Genomic DNA, 24207 nt, shown 5'->3' on the forward strand with positions numbered 1-24207 from the left:
TTTCCCCCCGACCCATCGGACCGCCTTCAGGGCGGGGGGTAAATTCCATCGATAACTCACAATATCCAACGTACCCAGCATGAAAACCCGACTCTTATCCATTCTGTGCTGCTTGTTTTGTGCTGCGGCTTCGGCGCAGGACGCGAATTTGCTCAGCGGAAAATTCACGAAGGAAGCCCTGAAAACGGTGCTGATTCCGCAGGCGAAATGGACGCCTTTTCCGAGGCGCGACGACCGGGCGGGCTGGGCTAAAGCCGATCAGGCGATGATGCAGGGCTATCTCAAAAAAGCTGAAACGTACCTGACGTACCAGTGGCCCTACATCCCGGCCACCAAATCGCTGCTCATCGAACGGACCGGCGATCGGGATCAGTACCAGGATATTAGCTTCAAAAAGCGCGAGGTGCTGGGTACGTTGCTGCTGGCTGAACTATACGAGAACAAAGGCCGATTCATCGATCAGATCATCGACGGCGTGTGGTCGATCTGCGAAGAATCATTCTGGGGGGTACCGGCACATCTGCCCAAGTCCAAAGCCTATTCGGGGCTAATGGACGTACAGAAACCATTCGTGGATCTGTTTGCGGCCGAAACGGCAACGTACCTGGCCTGGGTCGATTACTACTTGGGCGATCAGCTCGACGCTGTATCACCGCAACTCCGCAAACGCATCTACACCGAAACCAACAATCGGATTTTTACGCCGCTGATGACGCAGCCCCACGGCTGGATGACCAAAACCGCCAACGGCCGCGCGCCCAACAACTGGAACCCCTGGATCTGCTCCAACTGGCTCAACGCGGTCTTGCTGCTCGAAAAAGACGACGACAAACGCACGGCGGCGGTGCACAAACTCCTCAATGTGCTCGATCAGTTCGTGAATCCGTATCCGCAGGACGGCGGCTGCGACGAAGGTCCCAGCTACTGGGGTGCGGCGGCGGCCTCGCTCTACGACAATCTGGCGATGCTCAATACGGCCAGCAACGATGCGTTTGCGTACGTGTATGCCGACGAAAAATTTAGGAATATGGGCCGCTTCATCTACCGTGCTCAGATCAGCCCGCGTTACTTCCTGAACTTCGCCGACGCCGACCCGCAGCCCGGTATGGCCGCCACCATGATCTACCGCTACGGCAAGGCCATCAACGACCCCGACATGATGCGCTTTGGCGCGTATTATTTTAAGCCCGACGATGCTTCTGTGGGCAAGTTTCATTACTTCCGCCACTTCTATTCCCTGTTCATGCAGGACGAATTCCGGCAGGCGGCGAAGGGGCTTCCGCTCCCGCAAAACGTCTGGTTGCCTGATCTTCAGATGTTTGCTGCCCGTGACCAGGCCGGCACGACCGATGGGTTCTACGTAGCGGCCAAAGGCGGTAACAACGACGAAAGCCACAACCACAACGACATCGGCAACTACGTGGTCTATTACGACGGTCAACCCGTGCTGATCGACGTGGGACGGGGCACGTATACCCGTAAGACCTTCAGCGACAAGCGGTACGACATCTGGTACAACTGCTCGGACTACCACAACCTGCCCACCGTCAATGGCCAGAATCAGCCGCCCGGCCCGCAGTTTAAAGCCCGTACCGTCGCCTACAAAACGGGCAACGGATTCACCCAGTTTGACGTCGACATTGCACCGGCTTATCCGAAGGCGGCGGGCGTATCAAGCTGGCAGCGGACAGTGCGCCTCAACCGGGGGAAGAACGTGCAGATCAAGGACCTTTTCCGTCTCGACAAAGCCAATGACCTGACCCAGCACCTGATGACCTGCTACCCGATCGAACTGGGAAAACCCGGCGAACTGCTGATTCATTACAAACCGGCAGGCGGCACGGCCAGCGATTTCGTGGTTACTTACGATCCCAAACGCATGCAGCCAACGATCGAGAAGGTCAAGCTGGATCAGCCCGAAGACCGGGGCATCATCAGCAAATGGGGCGATACTATTTACCGCATCAACCTAAACGTGCTGTCACCCAAACCTTCCGATCAATTAACACTGCTAATCAACAAGCGGTAAGGTGGTTGCCATTGTGATGCAATGCAAGCCTATTTCAGCCGTTCATCGAACGAGTATGGGTCAATACTGACGATACGAAGGGTACTATGCTCCTGGTGAAGGGGATTGAGGAGATAGTTGAATTCGGTAGGGCAAGGGGCCGAGGGTATTTTGAATAGCCAGGTTTTACCCTCAGCTATCCATTGTTCCGTCATGTCGGCTAGTTCGTCTATGTAAGGGAAAGAGCGCCAGTTTTTGGGTAATGCATCTGGATTTACGGTCAGCACAGAGGCACTGTCGGGTAGCTCAACGGTTACCAGTGAACGACCTTCCGGGCGTCTTGGCGTATGGACTAATACCTCCAGCATGGCTAAGGGTACACTAGAGGCCAGATACACGATACGGGTACCCTGACGGTGCCAGCGACCGGATACAAACAACCCTCCCGTACCAGACAGATCACCCGCAAAGCGATTGTCGGCGATTCGGTAAAGCAGCATATGACGTGGATGGTATGAACAGCGAACGGCTAAGTAAGAGCAGCGCTAGTCGGGAAAGGGACAGAGCGATCAGGAGAAAATACCGTACAGGATTCGGTTCAGTTCATCCAGTACATACCGTCGCCCAAGCATCGAATTAAGCAAATCCGCTGGGCGTTGATCGGCCAGGGCGGGAATCTTCATCTGCAACCATTCCTCAAAATCCGCTTCGTTTCTGAAGACGTCGACCCCTTTGGCATATACTTCTGATAGGGAAATCGCTTTTTCGGTTTCGTCGGGCGTGAGCGTGCCTTTGTCGCGCAGGCGCCGTTGGTACGTGCTTTCCGAAATAGCCAGTAAGGCGCTCATCTGCTTGTTGGTCAGGCCGAAGTTACGCTGCAAATGAGCGGCCGACTCAATAGGTAATCCCTCTTTAACGACCTCCATCAGGTCGAACTCATGCCGGATGGGGCGTTTGAAGTATTGACTTCCGCCCAACCCTTCCACAATACGTTTCACCGATACGTTCATTGTCGTTTGCCAGCTATGCTCTTGTCATTTGACAACGAAAAGCTAACTAAAAACAGTTCAACCGCAAAACGGGGAACGCACATAGCGCCAAGCTGGGTACGTTCCCCGTTTCAATGGAGCACTATAAGTTGTCTAAAACCCCTTGCTATCGACCACGATAGCGGGGAGTTTCTGCTCGCTGACCAACTGGTTGAAGGCAGGTACCTGCTTGCCGGTGATGTCTTTCAGCTTCGCCAGCGCCGCGTCGATCTGCCGGGCGAGGTCGGTGTAGACCACGTGGGCGGCTTTAGTGGGTTTGCCATCGGCACCGGCCATCATCGAGGCGAGGCCTGCCAGCTTGTCGTTGAGGCGGATAGGGTGGGCGAGCACATCCTGCGGCGCTTTGGCCTTAGGCTGCATCAGGGTCGCTTCCAGTGCATCGAGGTCGGCGAGCATCGGCTTCGTAAGGGCGGTGAATTTCTTGATCACGGTGCTGTCTTTCAACGTACCCATGTAGCTGTTGACCGACGCCCGAATGGCCCGCAACTGATTGATGCCCCGGTGCGCTTCCGAGAGCTTGTCGTTGCACTGCTTCACGAACGCAAACTGCTCGGCATAATCGGCCTCAGAAAAGGGCAGGCGCGGATCTTTGCGAATCTCGATGGGCTGCTCACCCACCAGCGAGTCGCCCAGCAACAGCCGCACCCGGTAGCGGCCCGGTGTCACTTTCACGCCCACCCCATCACCCGACCACATCACGTTGGTGCCCTCGACCGCCACGGCATCCGGGTAGCGCATATCCCACACAAACTGGTTCAGGCCAGGCAGGGCCGGAGCGGTGCCGGGCCGTTTCAGCTTTACGTCTTCGTAAAACTCCTTCGACAGCGTCAGCGGCTTGCCTTTCTTGTCTTTCCGGTCCGAGTAGCTGATGATCGTGTCGCCTTTGGCCGTCAGGAACTGGAGGCGCAGCTCGTTGGTCGGTTTGGTGGGCAGAAAATACCGCACTAATACGCCATTCTCGGCATTTTCACCTTCCGTAGCCTGGCTGCGGGCATTGCCGCCCAGCATGCGGTAAGCGTGGCGTGGTGCAAAAAGCATCGGTTTCGTAGTCGAGACGGGCGATTTGCTGCCCAGTCGGGCCAACTCGCGCAGGGGTGTGATGTCGTCCATAATCCAGAACGACCGGCCGTGGGTGGCTACCACTAGGTCTTTTTCACGCTTGTGAATCTGCAAATCGCGGATGGGCGAGATAGGCAGGTTCTGGTTGAGCCGCTGCCAGTTGGCGCCGTCGTTGAACGACACGTAGATACCCCGCTCGGTACCGGCAAACAGGAGCCCCGGCTGCTCTGGGTCATCGCGCACCACCCGGCAATACTCGTCGGCAAGAATACCGTTGGTGATGGGCGTCCAGGTTTTGCCGTAATCGGTCGTCTTGTACAGATACGGTTTGCGGTCGCCACTCATATACCGGTTGGCGGCCAGATAGGCCTTGCCGGGTGCATGTTCCGACGGGTGAACGAGGCTCATCAGCGCAAACTCCGGTAATTGGCCCACCGGTAGGCTGACGTTCTGCCAGGTTTTACCCCCATCGCGGCTCACGTGCAGCAGCCCGTCGTCGGAACCCGCCCAGAAAACACCCTTTTCGGTCGGGGCTTCGGCAAAGGTGAAGATGGTGGCATAAATCTCGGCACCAGTCATGTCTTTGGTGATCGGGCCGCCCGTTTCACCGATCGTTTTCGGCTCGTGGCGGGTCAGGTCGGGGCTAAGGTCTTCCCACGAATGCCCCGCATCGGTCGACCGATGCACGTGGTTCGAGGTGGCGTATAGCACGCTGGGGTCGTGCGGCGAAAAGAGGATGGGGTACGTCCACTGAAAGCGGTATTTCTTCACCGAAGCAGGTGCCCCGATCGCGCCTTCGGGATACACCGAAATGGCCGACGTCTGGTTGGTGCGTGCGTCGTGTTTCGACATAAACCCGTCGTATTCACCGCCGAACGTAATCTTTGGGTCTTTCGGGTCGGCGGCAATGTAGCCCGCTTCGCCACCCGCTACCGGATACCAGGCGCTCTGCCCGATGCTGTAGCCGTCGGTGCGGCTGGCGATTCGGATCGAGCTGTTATCCTGCTGGGCGCCGTAGACGTTGTAGGGGAAATCATTGTCGAGCGACACGTGGTAGAACTGCGCCGTCGGGATGGCGATGTCGGAGAAGGTGTTGCCCCCGTCGAACGTGATTTCGGCACCGCCATCGTCGGCGATGGCGAAGTTCATCGGGTTTTTGGGGTTGAACCAGACGTCGTGCGTATCGCCATGATGCACCGGTACCCGGCTAAACGTCTTTCCGCCATCGCGCGACCGCAACGCATTTACGTTCAGCACGATCAGGTCGTTTTCGTTCTGTGGCGACACGCCCAGCATCATGTAGTACCAGGGGCGCTGCCAGAGGTTTTTGTCGTCGTTTAATAGCGACCAGTGTTCGCCGCCGTCGTCGGAACGATAGAGGCCACCCTTCGCATTTTCGATCAGCGCATAGAGTCGGTTGCCGTTACTGGGCGCCACCGCCAGCCCGATTTTACCCAACAAACCGCGCGGCATACCCGGCTTTTCGTTGAGTGACTGCCAGGTGGTGCCGCCATCGGTGCTTTTGTAGAGCCCACAGCCGGGACCACCGCTGCTCATGGAGTGGCCGTTGCGGTAGGCCTGCCAGAGCGTGGCGTAAACGATGCTGGGGTTGCTGGGGTCGAGCCGCACGGTAGCCGCGCCCGTGCTGTCGTTTTTGAACAGCACCTTGCTCCAGGTTGCCCCGCCGTCGGTCGAGCGGAAAACGCCGCGTTCGGCATTGGGGGCAAACGGATTGCCGAGTGCCGCCGCGTAGATCAGGTTAGGATTCTGCGGATGCACCTCGATGTTGCCAATGGCGTCGGCCTGTTTCAGGCCCATGTGCCGCCACGATTTGCCGCCGTCGGTGCTTTTGTAAACGCCATCGCCGTAGCTGATGTTGCTGCGAATTTCGGCCTCGCCCATCCCCACGTAGATCACGTTTGGGTCGGAGGGCGCCACGGTAATTGCCCCGACTGACGACGACTGAAACACGCTGTCGGAGACGCAGGCCCAGGAAGCCCCGCCGTTGACGGTTTTCCAGACGCCGCCCCCTGTAGCGCCGAAATAGTACGTCTGCGGATGATCGGGATGACCGGCCACGGCCAACGAGCGCCCCGCCCGGAAGGGACCGATGTTGCGCCACCGTAGCCCGTTAATAAGGGTCGGGTCGACTGGCAACGTACCTGACTGAGCGGTGGCCGACGTACCTGAGCGCACGCGCCGGGATTGGGCCTGCACTGCCGGTGCCAGCAAGCCAACTAACAGACTCGCCAACACTAGTGATTTTATAGACGTAATGGGCATGAGGGGATGGAGTGAGTACGTGAAATGATCCCCTCAAAATACGGCTTAATCGCGTTTTAATACAGCGATTAGGTACTAATACGATGATTTTCGCCATCGTAATCGGCTGACTTGTTGTTTGGTACAAGTCGGCAGCCGAATCGTTAACTGTTGGCTTCGGTAATTTTACCGGGAACAGGGCTACACCTCATTAGATCGCCTGACCTGCCTCAGAAATCGGCTTCACTGTAGTCGGTCGAGACGACGCGGTTCCACTCGGGATGGCGCTTGAGGTAAACGGCTACAAAGGGGCAAAGCGGCACGATCTTCAGATTGTGTTGCTCGACATACTCGAGCGTTTGTTGCACAAGCCGGGAACCGATGCCTTTCCCTTCCAGATCGGGGTGGACTTCGGTGTGGGTGAGCGCCAGCGTGTGATCGTCGGGCTGAACGTAGGCAACCAACGAGCGTTTTCCGTCGATGATCAACTCAAAGCGTTGGCGGTCTTTATTCAGCGTGACCGTTGGTTCAGAAGTGGACATAGGAGCAGGTAGTTTATGCCTGGAATGACTATCTTGAGTAACGAAATGTTTTCAACCGAACCGTGTTAACCCGTTCGTTGCCGCCCCTATGCCTACCCCGATCGTGCGTAATTACCTGTTACTGCCCACTACCGGTCTCCACTTCACGGCTCCCGAAGCCGGCAGTGCACTGGAGACCGCTTTTGCCCGGCTCACTGAAACGGTCCGGCTCGACGACGTACTCGACGGTACAGAATCCGTTGGGGCGGTAGTGATGGACTCCAGCAGTGAGGGCGGGCCGAAACTCGTGCAGATTGCCGACGCCGATCTGGCGCAGGTACGGGCTCAACTGCCGGGCGTTCGCATTGTGCCGGAAGTGTTCTACTACCCGCAGGTGCAGCGCGAGAAAATCCTGCAGCCATTCCGGGTCATGCAGGGCCAACCCCGCGTGGGTGTGCGCATCAAACTGACCGATGCCAAAACGGGTAGCCCGCTAGCGGGTGTGGCGGTCATTGCCTTCACCAATTTTGCGCAGCGGCAAGGCGAGCAGGGGACGACCAACGCGCAGGGGGTGGTCTCGTTCAAAAATATAGGCGGCAAGAAAATCGAGCAGCTCTTTGGCTACCCCAAAGCCGGTTACTGGAGTCTGTGGCGGAAGAACCTGACGCTCACCAACGATCAGGTCTTTACGCTGCAACCGCTCAAACTCGACTACATCGACGCCAAGCAGTTTTTCTATCCGTCGGCGCAAACCGACCTGACCGTCGGAAAAGGCGTACGCGTCGGGATTATCGACACCGGATCGGGGCCGCATCCCGACCTGGTCCTGACGGGCGGGGCCTGTACTGTCACCGGCGAAAGCCCCACCGACTACGCCGACGTTGACGAACATGGCTCGCACGTAGCGGGTATCGTGGGCGCGCGGGGTACGTCGCCGACGGGGGTGCGCGGTGCCGCGCCGGGCGTGGAACTACGGGCGTACCGCGTATTTGGCAAGAACTCGGATGGCGCGTCGAACTTCGCGATCGTGAAGGCCATCGAACTGGCCGTGGCCGATGGCTGCGACCTCATTAACATGAGCCTCGGCGGTGGGCCAGCCGACGACGCGACCAAAGACGCCATCACGTTCGCCCGCAGCAAAGGCACACTCTGCTTCGTGGCGACGGGCAACGACGACCGGTCGCCGGTGAGCTTTCCGGCATCGTTTTCGTTGTCCTTGGCGGTAGGGGCGATGGGTCGAAAAGGCACCGTACCCGCCAACACCACCGACGTACCGTATGCCGTAGCGCCGTTTGGCACCGACAAGAAGAACTTTGTGGCGGGGTTCTCCAACATTGGCCCCGAAGTCGACTTCATTGCCCCCGGCGTTGGCATTATTTCGACCGTACCCGGTGGCTACGCGCCGCTAAGTGGCACGTCGATGGCCTGCCCGCTGGCTACGGGGATAGCGGCGCGCCTGTTGGCCACCCAACCCGACATTCTGGCGATTCCGCGCACCGATGCCCGCGCCAACGCCATGCTGACGTTCCTGCAAAGCAAGGTGCAATCGCTGGGTTTCGGACCGACGTTTGAAGGAACGGGCCAATTTGTCGGCTGAGCCTATGGCCCGCTACGTTCTGCACACAGCCAACCCCGACGGCCCCACGCCCGACGAACTAGCGCTTATTCGTGAGCGCGGGCCGATTCTTAACCAAAGCCGCCGGGCCTTGCTCGTTGAGTTGACCCGCGAGCAGGCGACCGAACTGGGTGCCAGCCTACAGGGCTGGACCGTGCAGCCCGAGATAAGGTATCCAATACCGACCACGCGCCGGAAGCTGAAGTAAGCCGTTTTAGTCCCGGACCTGCGTGTCGAAAGCGCCCGTCAGCACTTGTCCGTTTCGTTTGACCTGCACCCAGATGCGGTAATGCCCTGCCCTTGGAAAAGCGTAGGGAAAGGTGACCATGTTGTTGATACCATCCGGGTGGACCATACCCGTCATCCCGGCATTCTGAGCTAAAGCGGGCTGGCCCTTCAACTGGCTCAGGTACGTGTCGATGCTGTCGCGGAAACGGGCGCCGTTGAGTTGCGTTACGTGGCGGGTGGTGTCGGCAATGCGGTCGGCGAGCAACTGCTCTGAAGCCATCGAATACGTACCCACGGGGTGGAGGTGGATATAAACCGTGCCGTCGGAGCGCAGGATCGCCGCGTGGCCGGCCATGCCCAGATATGGCTCCAGCGTGGCTGCTTTTCCGGTCGCATCGGCCACGGCAAATTTCAGGGTGTAGAGCTGCCCCGCGTCGAGCACGGATGCGGGCTTATCCGTCCAGATCATCGTGGAGCCGTCGGCCAGTTTGGTGCTGGCACCGGGTTTACCACAGGCAACCATGTCGGCATCGAGGTGCAGTTTGCCCACCGCCTCCTGCTTCACGCCCATCGGCTCCGCCACGATAAAGCTGTCGTCGGCGTCGCTTGTGCGTTGCGCAGCCTGGGCGGCCATCACGTTGGGAGCGGGAATATCGACCGTATCGGTCATGGTTTCGGCGTAGCCCGAGCGGTAGACGATATCCGTGTAAAGCAGGTAGCGTCCGCCGGGCAGGTTGGGTAGCCGCGCCTCGAAATGCAGCGAATCGCGGCGGGTCGGGTGGAGGTGCGCAAAGGCATCGAGGCCCGGTACGCGCACCAGGAAGGTATGCAGCAGCTTGCCGTGGTCGGGCACTAGCAGGTTGAAATCGCGGCGGCGGTTCCAGTTGTTGTGAAAGCCCGTCGTGTCGGGTTGCATCGTTAGGAGCACCTGCCCAGCCCGGCCCGGACTATTGTCGGGCTTGACGGTGCTGATAAGCGGTACCGGTTTATAGAGCTGGTAGGTGCGGTATTCATCGGCCCAGCTTTGCCACCACATGCGCCCCCCGGTCAGTACCAATATGAGCAGGACGCCCCCCACGCCCATGCCTACCAGTCGCCGACGCCGGAATGATCTTGCCAACGTACCTGGCGCGGTAACGCCATCGGCATTACTGGCCCCCAGAATGGTTACCAGCATGACAAACAGCAACAACCCCATCACGGCCAGTCCGGCCCCGGTTCCGGCAGGCATCTCGCGCGTCGCGGTCGACGTGGCCAGCACGGGCACCACCACATCGGCTTTGCCGTCGGGCCCATCGATTTGCAACTGAATACTGGTCGAGCCTGATTCCATCAGCCAAACCGAACCCTGATACCGATTCCCCTCCACAGCCGTGAGCGGGTCAGCTTCGGGTGCCCCTTCGTCGCCTTCAAAGAAATACACGGGTCGGCCCTGAATGCTACTGAGGCGGCCTTTTTCGACGAATACCGTTACCTGAGCCGTGCCCGGCACCACGTCGGGCGGCTGTACGCTGATCAGCAACTGGTACTTACCAGCCTGTTTTTGCACAATGACGCCTGCGCTCCCCACATGCGCCTGAGTAGGCAGCGAAAGCACAACCAGGAAAAGGAGCGAAAGAACAAGACGGAAGGGGTTCATAAAGACGGAAGGGGAGTGAATAATGTACAATGAACAATGCACGATGAAGGGGAAGACACGACTAACGACAGGTGCCAGTTAGAGGCACCAACTCATTATGCATCATGCATTATTCATTAAAAATCAACGTACGACGCGGCGCATCCAGTTGCCCCACCACAGACCAACTCGCGCGGAGATCATGGCGATGAGCAGGGCCTTGGCGAACCCGACGGCAAACTGGGCGGCGGTTTGGTCGAACCACGGGCTAAACTTGTAGCGGTACTGCCAGTCGGGCGAGCTACCGTAGCTCCAAGAGTCGCTCATGAAAAACCAGTTGCGGGCGTAGGGTGATTCATGCAGAAAACCGCCAAAGGGCCACTGGACGGCCAGAAACACGAGGATAAACGCTGCCCCCGTCAAGGCCGCCAGCAGCCAGTCGTTCAGGGGTTTCTGGGTACGTTGCGGCGCGCTGAAGCGGTTCAGTAACCAGTCGAGCGCGAAGGCTGGCAGCACCAGCAGCATCGGAAACATAAACGCCTGATAGGTGGTGATAGGGTTGGCTACCGGCCCTAATTTGGGCGTGGCGGGCATCAGCGACAGGATCCAGCTCGGCACGGCAATCACCAGCATGTAAAGTGCCGCGACCAGCGTAATGGGAAACCGGAAAAACCCGCCCTGACCAAGACCACCCGTAGCCGCCCGACCAATCGCCAGCAGCATAAACGGAAAGATGATGGCGGCGTTGATATAGTACGACGAATTGTGCGACGCGTACCGTCCCAGATTCTCGGATACCAGCACGAACAAAACGCTGAGCATGAACGCGCTCGACAGCACGAACAAGAGCCGAATCCGTGCCTGCTGCCGGTCGTTGGGCTGGCTTTGGGTCAGGTTTGCGCCATTTTGCAGGGAGAGTACGGCCACAATGGCTCCCAATTGCACCATCATCATACCTACCAGCAGGATGGTGTGTGGCGGCGTCAGAATCTGCACGTCGAGGCCGTAGGTGTTGTGCCACCAGTCATCAAAAGGGGCGGAGGTGAGCATTGCCAACGCGCCCCAGACGCAGTACATCGCCCCCAGCGATCCGTAGAAGACGCCCCAGAAATTAACGGAACGCGCCCGGTCGGGGTGGTTTTTGCGGAACGTGATCGAGAGAATCTGGTAGGCCGAAAACAGCCCGGCCACCACGGCCCCCACGTACATGACGACGTGTGGTGCCGAAAACAAGCCGTCGCGCCCGATGCTCATATGCCACATGATGTCCCAGAGCAGGCCCATCACAATGCAGAACGAGGAGAAAACAACGGCGTAGGCGTAAGTCGGGATGCCCAACCGCCAATCGGTGGCGCGGGAGGGCGTTTCGGAAGAGAACGAGGTAGGAAAAGCCGCTTGCATCGCGTTTGGAGGAATAGTTACCGTCCAAAGATGCAAAAAAGACGCGCCTGGTTGCAGGATGTTGCGTAATCGGTCGGTCGGCTGCGGGACCGTCTATTTATTGATGCAGCCGCGGGCAATGAGGTAGGGGAGCAACACGTACAACGTCAGCCCTTTGATCAGAAAAAAGAAGAAGCCCGCCCAGCCGAGGCGCTTAAACCAGTTGATGAGTTTGTTATTGGTCTCGGTCATGCCCCAGCAACGGGATTTAGGGCCGCGTGGTTCGCTATGTACGTGGTTAAAGCCACGTGTTGCTGCGTCGCCAACAAGACCTTACCACCGGTCGTCTTCTCGATTTGCAACCCAAACTGACCATAAAAGGGAGCAAATGCAAAGCCATTTGGCCCCTGCCGAAGCCCTAGAACGCCTTTGGGGTATTCGCCGAAGAGAGCGTACTCACGCACATATAGCCGATTGACCTCGGTCCACGGTATCTGCTGCCAGCGCGCCCAGGCCAGTGGTGCCCGGTACTGAACACCCGTCTCGTCAATGCGTAGATCGAGCCGCCGGAAGAACGAAAAACCCCAAAAACCCCCAAAAACAAACTGACACACCAGCAAGACAATAAGCAAGATCGGGTCAGCCAGCAAAAAAGGAAACTGGTTCAATAGAAAAGCAAGTATGGCGCCCTGAGCGATGACATGGGCAATCAGGAAGTGCCAGCGATAAGGGTTCTGCTGGGTTTCGGTATAAACAGGCATAGCAGTTGTAGGAAAACGTTAGTTGCGGAAATATATATACCAACGCTCATGTACTACATACAACGACACCGGCGGCTAGGTTTTTTGTTTCTTTTTCTTCGCTGCCGGAAACAGAATATTGTTCAGAATAAGCCGGTAGCCAGCTGAGTTGGGGTGTAGGTTCAGGTCGGTGGGTTCCTCGCCGATTTCGTGGCGATAATCTTCGGGGTCATGGCCGCCGTAGAACGTGAAGAACCCTTTGCCGTAGGGCGCATGAATGTAGCGCGCCTCACCCACCGACCGATTTTCGGCCAGTATATCGACCTGCGGTTTGATGTAGGCCTTCTTGAACGCCGTGGTCTGCCCCATAAACCCTTTGATCGTGCTCTGGTGGTTTTGCGTGAGCATGGTCGGAATGGGATTCCACTTGGCCGAAAACTGGAACAGCGTGAAGTAATCGTTGTGCTCACTCAGGCCCCGCTCTTCGGGTTGATTGTCGATGTTCGAAAACTCGATCATGTACGGATTGGTATACACCTGAAAATCCTTGAAAGCCATCGTCTGGCTAAAATCCAGCTTGTTGTTGGCCTGCGGATCGAACGGGTCGCCGTCGTAGAAGGCATCGACGATGTCGGTGTTTTGCGCGGCCAATGCGATGTCATACGTGTCGGTAGCGTTGCACATGGCAAACATGTAGCCACCACCCAGCGCAAAATCACGGATTTTTTTCACCACGGCCAGCTTCATCTGAGGCACCTTGCTGTAGCCAAACTTGCGGGTGATGAGTTCGGCTTCGCGGCGTTGGGCGATGTACCACGGCTGATCTTTCATGTGGAAAAACTTACCAAACTGCCCCGTAAAATCTTCGTGGTGCAGGTGCAGCCAGTCGTATTCGGGCAGCTTGCCGTCGAGCACTTCTTCGTCGAAGACCACGTCGTAGGGGATTTCGGCGTAGGTCATCACCATCGTTACGGCGTCGTCCCAGGGCTGCTTGGTCTTGGGGGAATACACCGCCACTTTGGGGGCTTTCTGAAGCTTGACGGCGTCCATGTTGGCGTTGGGCGACGCAATTTCGGCCAGAATGTTGGCGGCGTCGGCATCGGAGATGACCTCATATGATACCCCACGAATAAGCATTTCGTTGGTGAACGTAGGCGATTGCGGCATCAGAAATGCCCCGCCCCGGTAGTTCAGCAGCCAGTCGATTTCGGTTTCATGCGTTTTCAATACCCAATAGGCGATTCCATAGGCCTTGAGGTGGTTCTTCTGCGTCTCGTCCATCGGCACCAGGATTTTGGCGGCGAATGAAGCCGTAGACAGCAGAAAAAGGATAAGCGGTAACAGCAGACGTTTCATTGGCAGATTGTGGATAACGCCGATTTGTAGCTTTGTAACGATCAAAACCAGGTTTTGAATGTACAATGTACGATGAACAATTCGGACCGCCACCGCAGATCGGGGCGGCGCTCTTTACCAGGATATTGTTCATTCGGCATTGTTCATTGCACATTAACTTATGGACCTACTCGAAAACATACGCGAAGGGTTACGGTCGGTGGCGGGAAATCGGCTCCGCACCATCCTAACGGCCCTCATCATTGCCCTGGGCATTACCTCGCTGGTGGGTACGTTGACGGCCATCGACGGCATACAGGCGTCGCTGAACAGCAACTTTGAAGGGTTAGGCGCCAACGTTTTCAACATTGTGGCCCGGCAGGAAGTGCGCCGGTTTGGCGGACGGATCATTCAGAAAGACGAACCCATCGACTACCACGAAGCCATTACCTTCCGTCGTCGCTACAAATACAAGGCCACTATTTCCATCTCGACGCTTGTTTCGGGGGCGGGGCAGGTAAAATACGGCTCGAAAAAAACGAACCCCAACGTGCAGGTGGTTGGCATCGACGACGCCTACCTAACCGTAAAAAATTACAAAGTCGGGCAGGGCCGCCCTATCAACTCGGGCGATATCGACAATGCACTGACGGTGGCCGTGATCGGTAATGAGTTGGCTAACACCTTGTTTCAGGGGAAAGTCAATCCCGTTGGGCAGCTAATCCGGGTACTGGGGAGCCAATTTCGGGTGGTGGGTGTACTGGAAAAAAAAGGCTCGCTGACCGGCGGTGGCGACGATCGTGTTGTACTGGTTCCCCTCGAAAATGCCCGCCAACTGGCCGGTGAACGGCAACTGACATTCGACATCACAGCATCGGTGACGGAGATCGGCGATCAGGAAATGGCTATTGGCGAAGCCACCGGCCTGATGCGACTCATCCGGCAGGACCGCCTTGGGCAGCCCGACTCGTTTGATATTGAACGGGCCGACGCGCTGGTCAAAGACATCGAAGAAACCACCGGGTATCTGCGTTGGGGCGGCTTTGGTATCGGTGCCATTACGCTGCTGGGCGCGGCCATTGCCCTCATGAACATCATGCTGGTGTCGGTTACGGAACGTACCCGCGAAATCGGGATTCGTAAATCGCTGGGAGCCACGCCCATGCGCATCCGGCAGCAGTTTCTGATCGAAGCCATTGTGATCTGCATCCTGGGCGGGCTGGTCGGTATCATGCTGAGCATCGCTATTGGCAACGCCGTGGCCTTCGGCATCAGCAGCGACGGTGAAGGCCGGTTTGTACTCCCCTGGCTCTGGATGATGCTCGGCCTGCTGGTCTGCGTGGCGGTGGGCCTGTTCTCGGGTATCTACCCCGCCATCCGCGCTTCCAAACTCGACCCCATCGACGCTCTGCGCTATGAGTAGCGTGCTGCGTTGTGCCTGAATGGCCTGTTCCTGAGGAAAGGGCAAAAGACTCACACAACGTACCCAGACGTACCTCAACGACTATTCAGGTACGTCACCCTCACTAGCTATGATTATCGGGCGAAAACAACGTACCTGAAAACTATGTACAAGCGCCTGACAGGCAATGAAATAGCGTTTTTCAGCTAAAATGACCCAAAAAAAAGACGATCGGCCTTGGGTGTCGTATCGGTAAAAGACTACTTTTGCACCACGTTTGACAAAACGCATCGTCGGCAACGACGAACGGTTCTCCTGCCGGGTTGGCGGAACCGGTAGACGCGATGGTCTCAAACACCATTGTTCGCAAGGACATGCCGGTTCGAGTCCGGCACCCGGTACGATAATAGCCCCTAATAATCTGTTCGCAGAGTGTTAGGGGTTTATTGTTTATTAGCCTGGCAAGTCGGCAACTTCGGCTTAGCTGATTGGGTAGTTACCTGACAGGACTGGTGGACTCGTTGATAATTGCTGAACCGCTAAGCGTCTATGACGTTGGCGAAAAGGTGGCACGAAACCAATTGATGAGGCTGAGATAAGGTTGATGCTGGCGTATAAAGGCACGTTATAAAGTTGGTTAGTCGGTATGGGGTTATCTCAATTAGAACAGCTTGTTCGGGCGATTCATCCATTGGCGGACGCTGACTGGGCGGCGTTTTCAGACGTGTGGCGGCCATTTTCCGCGAAGCGCAAAACACTACTTACCGTTGCCGGTGAACTGGAGGGCTATCTGTATTTTGTGGCAGAAGGAGTACAGCGGGTGTATTACCTCGATGAACAAGACCGGGAAGCCACGCTGATTTTCTCGTATGCGCCATCGTTCGGCGGGGTTATCGACTCGCTGCTGCTGCAACAGCCGTCGCGGTATTACTTCGAAACACTGACACCCTCCATTTTTCTGCGGGCCTCTTACGCCGACTTACAGACGGTGATGCTGCGCCACCCAGCGGTCGAGACTATGACGCGGAAGGCGCTCACGCAGGCGTTATCGGGCGTGTTGGAACGGCTCGTCGAGTTGCAATGCTATTCGGCCACCGACAAATTCCGGGGCCTGCTGCGCCGAAGTCCGCATATTCTTCAGGTTGTGCCGCACAAATACCTGGCCAATTACATCGGCGTCGATCCAACGAATTTCAGCAAGTTTATGAATAGCATTAAGGTCTGAAATCTTGGCGAATACCAACAACGGGCGCGCGCGTATCGCTCAATTTTGCATCGTACTAAACAGTAGTAACATGCAATTAAAATCAACGCTCAAACGGTCGGCGCAGGGGTTCATTCTGCTGTCGGCACTGGCCCTGCTGTCGGTCAGTCTCATGGCCTTTTTCAATCCCCAATCGGTTATGGATCTGGTCCAGGTCAAGCTGACTAACACGAGCGCAATCAGCTCAATACGGGGCGCGTATGGCGGCGTCGGACTCACCCTGTTTATCAGTCTGCTCTACCTGATGGTCCGCCATATTGCCAAAGGATTAGCCTTTCTGAGCCTATTGTGGGGCTGTTATGCCCTGTCGCGGACCATTACCATACTGGCCGATGGTGCATTGGGTGCTTTCGGTCAGCAGTGGCTTCTGATCGAATCGGCTTTTTGCCTGATTGCCTTGTCGCTGCTTTGGGCTAATCAGCGAGTGATGGCGTTCTCGTAACGTATCCAGCCCGCAGCAGAATCGCTCGGTGTTGAGCCGGGTACGTTCAGCCGGTTCACCGGCTGATGTCGTTTAACTGTAAATTGGTACCGTCGAACGCCTCTGTGGTGTTGACGATACCTACTTTCCAGAGGCGGGTGTTGACGAACCGAAAGGCCGGTTTGCCATCGCGATCAGCGATGCGCCCACCGCCCGAAAAATCATTATTGATGAACCGCACGCCCATCAGGCCGGGGCCATCCATCAGCAGGTATGTGGTGCCCGGCTTGTCGGCGCTGGTGGGGAGCCCGCTGTGCGAATAGAAAGGCTCCTTGGTGGCGTTGGTTTCGTAAGGGAACACATCCTGCACCGTCGTGAATACCCATTGATTGCCCGTCCAGGTAGCCAGCTTGCGCCCCTGCCCGCTCCACTCGCCGGTAGGGTTGTCGGTGAGCCAATACGTGTCGCCCTGCGCGGGTGATGTCGGGGGCTTCTGTTGCAGGCTTTTGGCCGTCAGCGGTTTGGTGACGAACTGACTGCCCGTCCAGACGTAGCTATACAGGCCATTAACGGGGTAATTCAGCACATTAAAGGCATTATCGCGCAGTCGAAGCCGGGTTGGGGCCACTACCCGGACGCCCTGTATGGTGCTGTTTCGAAGTTGGTAGATGCTAAAGAGGCTGGCTAGTGAATCGGGTGCGTAGCCGGTCAGGCTCAGGCGATCGTTCGTCCAGGTGAGTCCTGCATTCCGGCCAAAATTGTAAAAAGGTCCCTGAAATGGATAGGCCGCGGTCACTACGTTATTCCGCACCATGGCGTTTAGGGTGTTGCCAACTGAAATGGGTGCACGGAATCCGGTTGTACCCGCCTGCCGTTCTGTGCAGCGAATGGTATTATTTTCGATCAGCACATTTTCACAAAAGGTCGCTTCGATAACCGTTTTCTGAAACGACCGCTGCCGGAACGTATTCTGGCGAACGGTCAAGTCGTGCCGGTCCAGTGCCGACTGAGTACCGCGATCGTTGGAGGTAGTCGAAAAGCCAACTCCATCAAGAACGTTACGCTCCACCGTCGTGCCATTCCCTAGCATTTCGATATAGTCAGTATGCCAGTTCGTGAGCGTGTTACGGGCAATGTAATTGCTGTCGCCCTGCTGGGAGAGCGCAAAATAGCCGCAGTTGCTGATCCGGTTGCCCACGATCTGAAGCTTGCGGTTATGCCACCCGCGCAAAAAATGGTCGTGGGGAATGAATAACTCGATGCCCATTCGCCCGCACGAATCGACCGTGTTGTTGAGGAGCATTAACCGATCGAACCGGCCCCAAGTGGTCAGGCCATTGCCGCTGCCTTCAGTCTGCGAGTGCATGAGCCCCGGCCCCTTCGATGCCATGTTGCGGATGACATTGTTTCGGAACACGGCGCCAACAATGGGAGCCGGGCAGTCGAGGTTGTTCAGGTGCACCCCATGATAGCAGTCGCGGATGGTTGTGTTTTCGATAATAAGGCTGGTAAATCGATTCTGCCGACTATTCTGCTGCGACACCACAATGGCCTGATCGCCGCTCCGCCGGTATTGCCCCCCCGTAATGCGTACCCGGATCATACCCGTGTCGGGTGCGTCGACCCGAATCAGGTGCTGTCCTTTGATTTGACCGCTGTTTACGGTATTGGTTTGTTGACCATCCATGCGCCAACTGCCAGTCAGTAACCCTTTATTTGTCAGCGTCAGGCTCCACCGTGTGTATAGTAGACGCTTGCCAGGCGTCGTCGTATCCAGATATAATTCAGCTTCTGGTTCAATTACCATCGTGAGTGCTCCGGGAGCAGTCAACTGATCGGTGAGGCGGTAATGTTTTTGTCGGCTGATGAGCAATGGCTGCCCAGACGAACAGGCGGCGGCGAGGGCCGCTCGCAACGGCGCCGTGTCGTCAGCAATCCGGTCGCCAACGGCGCCAAAGGCTTCGGGTCGGACACCCGGACTAGTTGCTGCCACCAGACTACTATCGGCTCGTTTGGCGGGTGTAGTCCCGTGTGTATCGGGACGGGGATGGCGCACCAGCAGGTGCGCCACCAAAACGATTAGTGCGTGGGTCGTTAACAACATCGTACAGCGACGGGCGCTCGGTTACCAACGCCCCTATACTGTTCTATCGCTGTCGTTCGTGTATTTGTTGCCTGTTTTCCGTTAAAAACACCTATATAGTCCATTAAAATGGGCCAAAAGGAGTTGGAATGAGACGATGAGTTTTCTATAACCAGCCGTTAAACCGGAAGCCTGCCGACTGCCGTAGTCCGGTTGTAAAAAGGCATAAACCCCTAGCTGACACTTGCCTTGGCCGCGTTGGCGACCGTATCAGTGACCGCTTTTTCGGGTACATTAGAAAGACCGGTCTGGCTATGACGAGCTCGCCACAACCAGCCAAGCGACAGCAGCGTGACGAGGCCGACGCTGAGGGCCAGCCACATACCGGCGGGTAAAGGCAACAGCAGGTACGTAGCCACGCCCGCGCACACCAACAGCCGGCCCGCTTCAACCCGGTATGCCCACCTGCGGCCCTCGAAGAGCCAGCCAAAATTGACCACCGTGAGGCCTACAAGCAGGGCAATCACCGCTTTCTGCCCCCAGCCCAACTGCGCCTGAAACTGTAGAAAGGGGAAGGTAGCCAGTAAGAGCAATCCATATTGAAACAGCACGTAGTAGTTGACCGTAGGCGCCACCGCCGTGTCGAATTTCTGGTACTCATCGCGGCTAACGGCGGGGATGGGGTGATAAACGGCCATTTTGGCGTCCCAGCCGGGTTTGTAGAACAGCACCTTTAGCTTGTCGGTGAAATGCGGGGCCTGCCGGAGCTGCTGACTAATCTGCTCATAATGCGAGAAATTGGCCCAAACGGGATTCCAACTGTTGATGGGCGTGGTGATGCCGTACACGGGCCGCTCTTCTTCGGCCTGGAAGGTGCCAAAGAGCCGGTCCCAGATGATGAACGTACCAGCGTGGTTCTTGTCGATGTACTTAGGGTTGCGGCCGTGATGCACCCGGTGGTGGGAAGGCGTATTCATGAATGTTTCCAGAAAGCCCATGCGATCGATCAACTCGGTATGAATCCAGAATTGATAGATGAGGTTGATGCCCCCCACGATGAGCAACTGCGTGGTATCGAAGCCCAGCAGGGCCATCGGCAGGTAAACGGGGGCCGTCCAGACACCCTGAAACCAGCTTTGGCGCAGCGCCACCGAGAGGTTGTATTCTTCGCTCTGATGGTGCACTACGTGCCCGCTCCAGAATAGGTTGACCTCGTGGCTCAGCCGATGGGCGACATAATAACAAAGGTCGTAGAGCAGAAAAGCCAGCACCCAACTCCACCACACGTGCGGAATCGTGAAGAGCGCAGCATGGGCATATACGGCTTCGTAAATCCCCAGCGTAAAGACTTTCAGAAAGATGCCGACGACCTGCTGCGACGTGCCAGCGCCCAGGTTGGTGATGCTGTCGTTGAGCCGGTATAAATTGGTTTGTCGATGATGATCGAGCCAGATTTCGATGCCCATCGCCAGAAAGAAGAAGGGAATCGCCAGCATAATCGGGTTGACATTCATAGGTCGTAAGGCGCTGTCTGTTATGGATTTTAAGTATCGAAAATAAGACCAAATTAGGAAAAAGTTGTGCTGTTGGGTGGCTATGGTGAGGTTTCGCCCGGCTGTGGCTTTACTTGCCAGCCTACAACCGATTCATAACGCATGACAACCCAGTCTTTTTTTCCGGCTAGTTTGGCCGACGTACCTGCCGACGTTCAGATCGAGCCCATTCACCAACGCGAATACCTGCTCAACGGCGAGATGATTGCCTGGTCGGGGCGCGTAGCCGACGTATACTCGCCCGTGGGCACCCCTGATGAATCTGGAAACTGGCAACGGCACCTAGTGGGCAGCTACCCGGTTTGCGGCCCCACCGAAGCGATGGCTGCGCTTGATGCCGCCGTGGCTGCCTACGACAATGGCCGTGGCGAATGGCCGCAGATGCCCGTTGCCGGCCGCATTGCCTGCATGGAAACGTTCATCGGCAAAATGCTGGAGAAGCGAAGCCTAGTGATTAACCTGATCATGTGGGAGATTGGTAAAAACCGCCCCGACGCCACCAAGGAGTTCGACCGGACGGTGAAGTACATCTACGACACCATCAACGTGTTGAAAGACATGGACCGCAACTCGTCGCGGTTCCGGATCGAAGAGGGTATTATCGGGCAAATCCGGCGCTCGCCGCTCGGCGTGGTGCTGTCCATGGGGCCGTTCAATTACCCGCTCAACGAAACCTACACGACGCTGATTCCGGCCATTTTGATGGGTAACACGATCCTGTTCAAAACGCCCAAACACGGCTCGCTGCTACACTATCCCCTGCTCGAAGCCTTCCGCACGAGCTTTCCGAAGGGGGTCGTCAACTCGCTCTATGGGCGTGGTGCCGAGGTGATTCCGCCTGTGATGCAGTCGGGTAAGGTGAACGTGTTGACGCTCATTGGGTCGAGCCGCGTGGCCGACGAATTGCAGCGGTTTCACCCCAAACTGAACCGCCTGCGCTCGATCTTGAGCCTCGACGCCAAAAACGCCGCTATCATCCTGCCTGATGCCGATCTGGATGTGGCCGTTAGTGAGTGTATCCTGGGGTCCTTGTCGTTCAACGGGCAGCGGTGTACGGCCATCAAGATCATCTGGGCGCACCGCAGCATCGTCGATCAGTTTCTGGCCAAATTCGGGCCGGCCGTTAGCGCGCTCAAACTGGGTATGCCCTGGACCGACGGCGCCCAGATTACGCCCCTGCCCGAACCTACCAAAACCGATTACCTCACCGACATTATCCGCGACGCCGAAGCCGGCGGGGCCAGGATTATGAACGAAGGGGGTGGCGAAGTGGTGGAGTCGTTGTTCCGGCCGGCGGTGGTGTATCCGGTCAAAGAAGGGATGAAGTTGTACCGCGATGAGCAGTTTGGCCCCGTTGTGCCCGTGGTAGCTTACGATGATACGGAGGAGTTTATCGATTACCTGATCACCGACGACCACGGCATGCAGGCCAGCATTTTCGGCTCCGACCCCGAAGCGATCGCGGCCCTGATCGACCCGCTGGTAAACCTGGTTAGCCGGGTGAATATCAACGCGCAATGCCAGCGCGGCCCCGATACCTTCCCGTTCACCGGCCGGAAAGATTCGGCCGAGGGTACGTTGTCGGTGGAAGATGCCCTACGGTCGTTTTCGATCCGGTCGGCGGTGGCAACGAAAGACACCACCCCGAACAAAACGATTCTTAACAACATCGTCGGTAACCACGAGTCGGTGTTCCTGAGCACGAACTTCATTTTTTAAATGATAAATGATGAATTGGGCTGACGCGAGCGCTTCGTGCGTCAGCCCAATTCATCGTTTATCATTCATAGCTTATTACTGTTTTCCCCATTCCGCGGGGTTTTGGCGCCAGGCGGTGAGGGAGTCGGTGGTGTCGGCGGGGATGTAATCGAGGGTTTGGGCTTCTCCGATCAGGGTATCGTAGTTGCTGAGGCAGGCGAGCTTAACGTTTGCGTTGGCGAAGTTCTGGTCGGCGAGGGCAAACCCGTAGGTGAAGATGGCGATCATGCCAATTACCTCGGCCCCCGCCTGCCGCAAGGCCTCGACTACTTTCAGCGAACTGCCCCCCGTCGAAATCAGATCTTCCACTACCACCACCCGTTGCGGGTTGTCCGACGCCTCGATCCGCCCTTCGATCTGGTTGCCCATGCCGTGTTTTTTCGGCTCGGGGCGCACGTAGCAATAGGGGAGGTTCAGCGCGTCGGCAACGAGGGCTCCCTGCGGAATGCCCGCCGTAGCGACACCTGCGATGACTTGCGCCGTTGGAAACTCGCGGCGAACCAGGTCGGCCAGCGCCTCTTTAATGTAGGTACGTACCTCAGGGTACGCCAATGTGACGCGGTTATCGCAGTAAATCGGTGATTTCCAGCCCGAACTCCAGGTAAACGGGTCGGCGGGCCGTAGTCGAACGGCCTGTACGGTTAATAAATGACGGGCAACGGTTTGAGCGACAGTAGACAATTTGATACGGACGATTGATTTGATTGCAAACTTCGTTGTAAACTTTCGCATTTCCTGCCGACTTTCAAGGGCTCAAGTCGCTAGGCGTCGTTTGCCGCGTACTGCCCACTCCCAACCCCGCTACCTACAGGTTCGATGAAATCGCTTATAACCTCGCTGTTTGTTTGTGTTGCCGCATCTGGTATGGCTCAGCATTATCCGACGATCGGGCATGTCGTTCGTGACGATCCGCGCCTGAACGCGCTCCTGCCCGAAAACGCGCAGATCGAGGTACTGGCGTCGGGTTTCGACTGGACCGAAGGACCCGTATGGGTGAAAGGGACGGGTAACACGCCGGGGTATCTGCTCTTCTCCGACGTACCCAACAACGTTATTCACCGCTGGACCGAAAAGTCGGGCGTACAGGTATTTTTGAAGCCCTCGGGCTACACGGGCCTGGGTACGTACAGCAACGAACCCGGTAGCAACGGACTGACCATCGACCGGCAGGGGCGGCTCATCGCCTGCGAACATGGCGACCGGCGGATTTCGGCCATGCCGCTCAATAAGCCCGGGGGAAAAATCACGCTGGCCGACCGCTGTCAGGGCAAGCGGTTCAACAGCCCCAACGACGTGGTGGCGCACAGCAACGGCAGTTACTACTTCACCGACCCACCCTACGGGTTACCCAAGCACGATACCGACCCCAGCCGCGAAACCAAGCTCTTCGGCGTGTACCGCATTGACCCCGAGGGGGAGGTAACGGTCGCGATTGCCGATCTGGTCCGGCCCAATGGCGTCGCCCTGTCGCCCGATCAGAAAACGCTGTATGTGGCCCAGTCCGACGAAAAACAGCCGGTTATCCTGGCGTATCCGATTTTGCCCGACGGAACCGTGGGGAAAGGCCGCCTGGTCTATAATGCGCTCGACCTGATGAAACGGGGCCTGAAGGGCGCCCCGGACGGTCTGAAAGTCGACGAGCAGGGAAACCTGTGGGCAACCGGGCCCGGTGGGGTACTGGTGATCGCCCCCGACCCGAAAGGCGGTGCCGGTACGTTGCTGGGGCGCATCGATCCCGGCGAGGCTACGGCCAACTGCGCCTGGGGCGACGACGGCAAAACGCTTTACATCACCGCCGACATGTACCTCTGCCGCATTCGCACCAACGTGCGCGGCGCAAACTGGTGAAGAGCCAAAGAGCGAATGGAGCGGCTAAGCAACAGGGCCGAACGAATTGCTTTCACTCTTTCC

Annotated in this window: 20 protein-coding genes and 1 tRNA gene; 9 read left to right on the forward strand and 12 right to left on the reverse strand. The window is 57.2% G+C overall.

Annotated features, from left to right (window positions below):
• Window positions 1–79 precede the first annotated feature (79 nt).
• Complete coding sequence (locus tag FAES_RS15355; RefSeq protein WP_015332152.1) at window positions 80–2029, forward strand: heparinase II/III domain-containing protein; 1950 nt, start codon at window positions 80–82, stop codon at window positions 2027–2029.
• 29 nt (window positions 2030–2058) lie between these two features.
• Here FAES_RS15355 and FAES_RS15360 read toward each other — a convergent pair whose 3' ends face one another.
• From FAES_RS15360 to FAES_RS15375, 4 genes are all read right to left on the reverse strand, one after another.
• Window positions 2059–2508 (reverse strand): RES family NAD+ phosphorylase, encoded by a 450-nt coding sequence (locus FAES_RS15360; protein WP_041257934.1) that lies wholly within the window; start codon window positions 2506–2508, stop codon window positions 2059–2061.
• A gap of 69 nt (window positions 2509–2577) precedes the next feature.
• Complete coding sequence (locus FAES_RS15365; protein WP_015332153.1) at window positions 2578–3018, reverse strand: Xre family toxin-antitoxin system antitoxin; 441 nt, start codon at window positions 3016–3018, stop codon at window positions 2578–2580.
• A 132-nt stretch (window positions 3019–3150) separates the two neighbouring features.
• Complete coding sequence (locus FAES_RS15370) at window positions 3151–6399, reverse strand: WD40/YVTN/BNR-like repeat-containing protein (RefSeq protein WP_015332154.1); 3249 nt, start codon at window positions 6397–6399, stop codon at window positions 3151–3153.
• Between the two features lie 209 nt (window positions 6400–6608).
• Window positions 6609–6920 (reverse strand): GNAT family N-acetyltransferase, encoded by a 312-nt coding sequence (locus FAES_RS15375; RefSeq protein ID WP_015332155.1) that lies wholly within the window; start codon window positions 6918–6920, stop codon window positions 6609–6611.
• Window positions 6921–7008: 88 nt separating this feature from the next.
• Between FAES_RS15375 and FAES_RS15380 the strand changes: the two genes are divergently transcribed.
• Both FAES_RS15380 and FAES_RS15385 read left to right on the forward strand, forming a co-directional pair.
• On the forward strand, window positions 7009–8496 hold the full coding sequence (locus FAES_RS15380) for a S8 family serine peptidase (protein ID WP_015332156.1): 1488 nt from the start codon (window positions 7009–7011) through the stop codon (window positions 8494–8496).
• A 4-nt stretch (window positions 8497–8500) separates the two neighbouring features.
• On the forward strand, window positions 8501–8722 hold the full coding sequence (locus tag FAES_RS15385) for a hypothetical protein (protein ID WP_015332157.1): 222 nt from the start codon (window positions 8501–8503) through the stop codon (window positions 8720–8722).
• Between the two features lie 6 nt (window positions 8723–8728).
• Here the strand turns inward: FAES_RS15385 and FAES_RS15390 are convergent, their stop codons facing one another.
• The 5 genes from FAES_RS15390 to FAES_RS15405 form a co-directional block, all read right to left on the reverse strand.
• Complete coding sequence (locus tag FAES_RS15390) at window positions 8729–10381, reverse strand: DUF8832 domain-containing protein (protein ID WP_015332158.1); 1653 nt, start codon at window positions 10379–10381, stop codon at window positions 8729–8731.
• Window positions 10382–10504: 123 nt separating this feature from the next.
• Window positions 10505–11761, reverse strand: coding sequence for a hypothetical protein (locus FAES_RS15395; protein WP_015332159.1), 1257 nt, complete (start codon window positions 11759–11761; stop codon window positions 10505–10507).
• A 93-nt stretch (window positions 11762–11854) separates the two neighbouring features.
• Window positions 11855–11992 carry a hypothetical protein gene (locus tag FAES_RS30510; RefSeq protein ID WP_015332160.1) on the reverse strand — a complete coding sequence of 46 codons (138 nt, stop codon included), beginning with the start codon at window positions 11990–11992 and terminating at the stop codon, window positions 11855–11857.
• Window positions 11989–12501 (reverse strand): hypothetical protein, encoded by a 513-nt coding sequence (locus FAES_RS29040; RefSeq protein ID WP_015332161.1) that lies wholly within the window; start codon window positions 12499–12501, stop codon window positions 11989–11991. Before FAES_RS29040 ends, FAES_RS30510 begins: the two co-directional genes overlap by 4 nt.
• Window positions 12502–12576: 75 nt before the next feature.
• Complete coding sequence (locus FAES_RS15405; RefSeq protein ID WP_015332162.1) at window positions 12577–13836, reverse strand: hypothetical protein; 1260 nt, start codon at window positions 13834–13836, stop codon at window positions 12577–12579.
• Window positions 13837–13996: 160 nt separating this feature from the next.
• Here FAES_RS15405 and FAES_RS15410 point away from each other — a divergent pair, with 160 nt between their 5' ends.
• From FAES_RS15410 to FAES_RS15425, 4 genes are all read left to right on the forward strand, one after another.
• Window positions 13997–15238 (forward strand): ABC transporter permease, encoded by a 1242-nt coding sequence (locus FAES_RS15410; protein WP_015332163.1) that lies wholly within the window; start codon window positions 13997–13999, stop codon window positions 15236–15238.
• A 296-nt stretch (window positions 15239–15534) separates the two neighbouring features.
• Window positions 15535–15618 (forward strand) — tRNA-Leu (locus FAES_RS15415).
• A gap of 245 nt (window positions 15619–15863) precedes the next feature.
• The gene (locus tag FAES_RS15420; protein ID WP_015332165.1) at window positions 15864–16442 is read left to right on the forward strand and encodes a Crp/Fnr family transcriptional regulator; all 579 of its coding nucleotides are present in this window, start codon (window positions 15864–15866) and stop codon (window positions 16440–16442) included.
• Between the two features lie 70 nt (window positions 16443–16512).
• Window positions 16513–16923, forward strand: a complete 411-nt coding sequence (locus FAES_RS15425) for a DUF4345 domain-containing protein (protein ID WP_015332166.1) — start codon at window positions 16513–16515, stop codon at window positions 16921–16923.
• Between the two features lie 55 nt (window positions 16924–16978).
• On the opposite strand, the gene FAES_RS15430 is transcribed toward FAES_RS15425, so the two are convergent.
• Together FAES_RS15430 and FAES_RS15435 are read right to left on the reverse strand one after the other, a co-directional pair.
• Entirely contained in the window at window positions 16979–19006 is a 2028-nt protein-coding gene (locus FAES_RS15430; protein WP_015332167.1) for a DUF2793 domain-containing protein, read from the reverse strand.
• Window positions 19007–19218: 212 nt separating this feature from the next.
• Window positions 19219–20499: a sterol desaturase family protein gene (locus FAES_RS15435; RefSeq protein WP_015332168.1), complete on the reverse strand. Its 1281-nt coding sequence runs from the start codon at window positions 20497–20499 to the stop codon at window positions 19219–19221.
• A 141-nt stretch (window positions 20500–20640) separates the two neighbouring features.
• On the opposite strand from FAES_RS15435, the gene FAES_RS15440 reads away from it, so the two are divergent.
• Window positions 20641–22257, forward strand: a complete 1617-nt coding sequence (locus FAES_RS15440; RefSeq protein WP_015332169.1) for an NADP-dependent glyceraldehyde-3-phosphate dehydrogenase — start codon at window positions 20641–20643, stop codon at window positions 22255–22257.
• 75 nt (window positions 22258–22332) lie between these two features.
• Here FAES_RS15440 and pyrE read toward each other — a convergent pair whose 3' ends face one another.
• Window positions 22333–23028: an orotate phosphoribosyltransferase gene (gene pyrE / locus FAES_RS15445; protein ID WP_015332170.1), complete on the reverse strand. Its 696-nt coding sequence runs from the start codon at window positions 23026–23028 to the stop codon at window positions 22333–22335.
• Window positions 23029–23160: 132 nt separating this feature from the next.
• Between pyrE and FAES_RS15450 the strand changes: the two genes are divergently transcribed.
• Entirely contained in the window at window positions 23161–24144 is a 984-nt protein-coding gene (locus tag FAES_RS15450) for an SMP-30/gluconolactonase/LRE family protein (protein ID WP_148289378.1), read from the forward strand.
• The last annotated feature ends 63 nt before the right edge of the window (window positions 24145–24207 follow it).

The organism is Fibrella aestuarina BUZ 2, from assembly GCF_000331105.1.
In the GTDB taxonomy this organism is placed as follows: Bacteria; Bacteroidota; Bacteroidia; order Cytophagales; family Spirosomataceae; genus Fibrella; species Fibrella aestuarina.

Coding starts and splice junctions, on each gene's coding strand:
- FAES_RS15390 (WP_015332158.1), bottom strand. CDS start 10,381: ATGAACCCCTTCCGTCTTGTTCTTTCGCTCCTTTTCCTGGTTGTGCTT.
- FAES_RS15375 (WP_015332155.1), bottom strand. CDS start 6,920: ATGTCCACTTCTGAACCAACGGTCACGCTGAATAAAGACCGCCAACGC.
- FAES_RS29040 (WP_015332161.1), bottom strand. CDS start 12,501: ATGCCTGTTTATACCGAAACCCAGCAGAACCCTTATCGCTGGCACTTC.
- FAES_RS15440 (WP_015332169.1), top strand. CDS start 20,641: ATGACAACCCAGTCTTTTTTTCCGGCTAGTTTGGCCGACGTACCTGCC.
- FAES_RS15435 (WP_015332168.1), bottom strand. CDS start 20,499: ATGAATGTCAACCCGATTATGCTGGCGATTCCCTTCTTCTTTCTGGCG.
- FAES_RS15450 (WP_148289378.1), top strand. CDS start 23,161: ATGGCTCAGCATTATCCGACGATCGGGCATGTCGTTCGTGACGATCCG.
- pyrE (WP_015332170.1), bottom strand. CDS start 23,028: ATGCGAAAGTTTACAACGAAGTTTGCAATCAAATCAATCGTCCGTATC.
- FAES_RS15410 (WP_015332163.1), top strand. CDS start 13,997: ATGGACCTACTCGAAAACATACGCGAAGGGTTACGGTCGGTGGCGGGA.
- FAES_RS15425 (WP_015332166.1), top strand. CDS start 16,513: ATGCAATTAAAATCAACGCTCAAACGGTCGGCGCAGGGGTTCATTCTG.
- FAES_RS15380 (WP_015332156.1), top strand. CDS start 7,009: ATGCCTACCCCGATCGTGCGTAATTACCTGTTACTGCCCACTACCGGT.
- FAES_RS15395 (WP_015332159.1), bottom strand. CDS start 11,761: ATGCAAGCGGCTTTTCCTACCTCGTTCTCTTCCGAAACGCCCTCCCGC.
- FAES_RS15360 (WP_041257934.1), bottom strand. CDS start 2,508: ATGCTGCTTTACCGAATCGCCGACAATCGCTTTGCGGGTGATCTGTCT.
- FAES_RS15430 (WP_015332167.1), bottom strand. CDS start 19,006: ATGTTGTTAACGACCCACGCACTAATCGTTTTGGTGGCGCACCTGCTG.
- FAES_RS15420 (WP_015332165.1), top strand. CDS start 15,864: ATGGGGTTATCTCAATTAGAACAGCTTGTTCGGGCGATTCATCCATTG.
- FAES_RS30510 (WP_015332160.1), bottom strand. CDS start 11,992: ATGACCGAGACCAATAACAAACTCATCAACTGGTTTAAGCGCCTCGGC.
- FAES_RS15365 (WP_015332153.1), bottom strand. CDS start 3,018: ATGAACGTATCGGTGAAACGTATTGTGGAAGGGTTGGGCGGAAGTCAA.
- FAES_RS15355 (WP_015332152.1), top strand. CDS start 80: ATGAAAACCCGACTCTTATCCATTCTGTGCTGCTTGTTTTGTGCTGCG.
- FAES_RS15370 (WP_015332154.1), bottom strand. CDS start 6,399: ATGCCCATTACGTCTATAAAATCACTAGTGTTGGCGAGTCTGTTAGTT.
- FAES_RS15405 (WP_015332162.1), bottom strand. CDS start 13,836: ATGAAACGTCTGCTGTTACCGCTTATCCTTTTTCTGCTGTCTACGGCT.
- FAES_RS15385 (WP_015332157.1), top strand. CDS start 8,501: ATGGCCCGCTACGTTCTGCACACAGCCAACCCCGACGGCCCCACGCCC.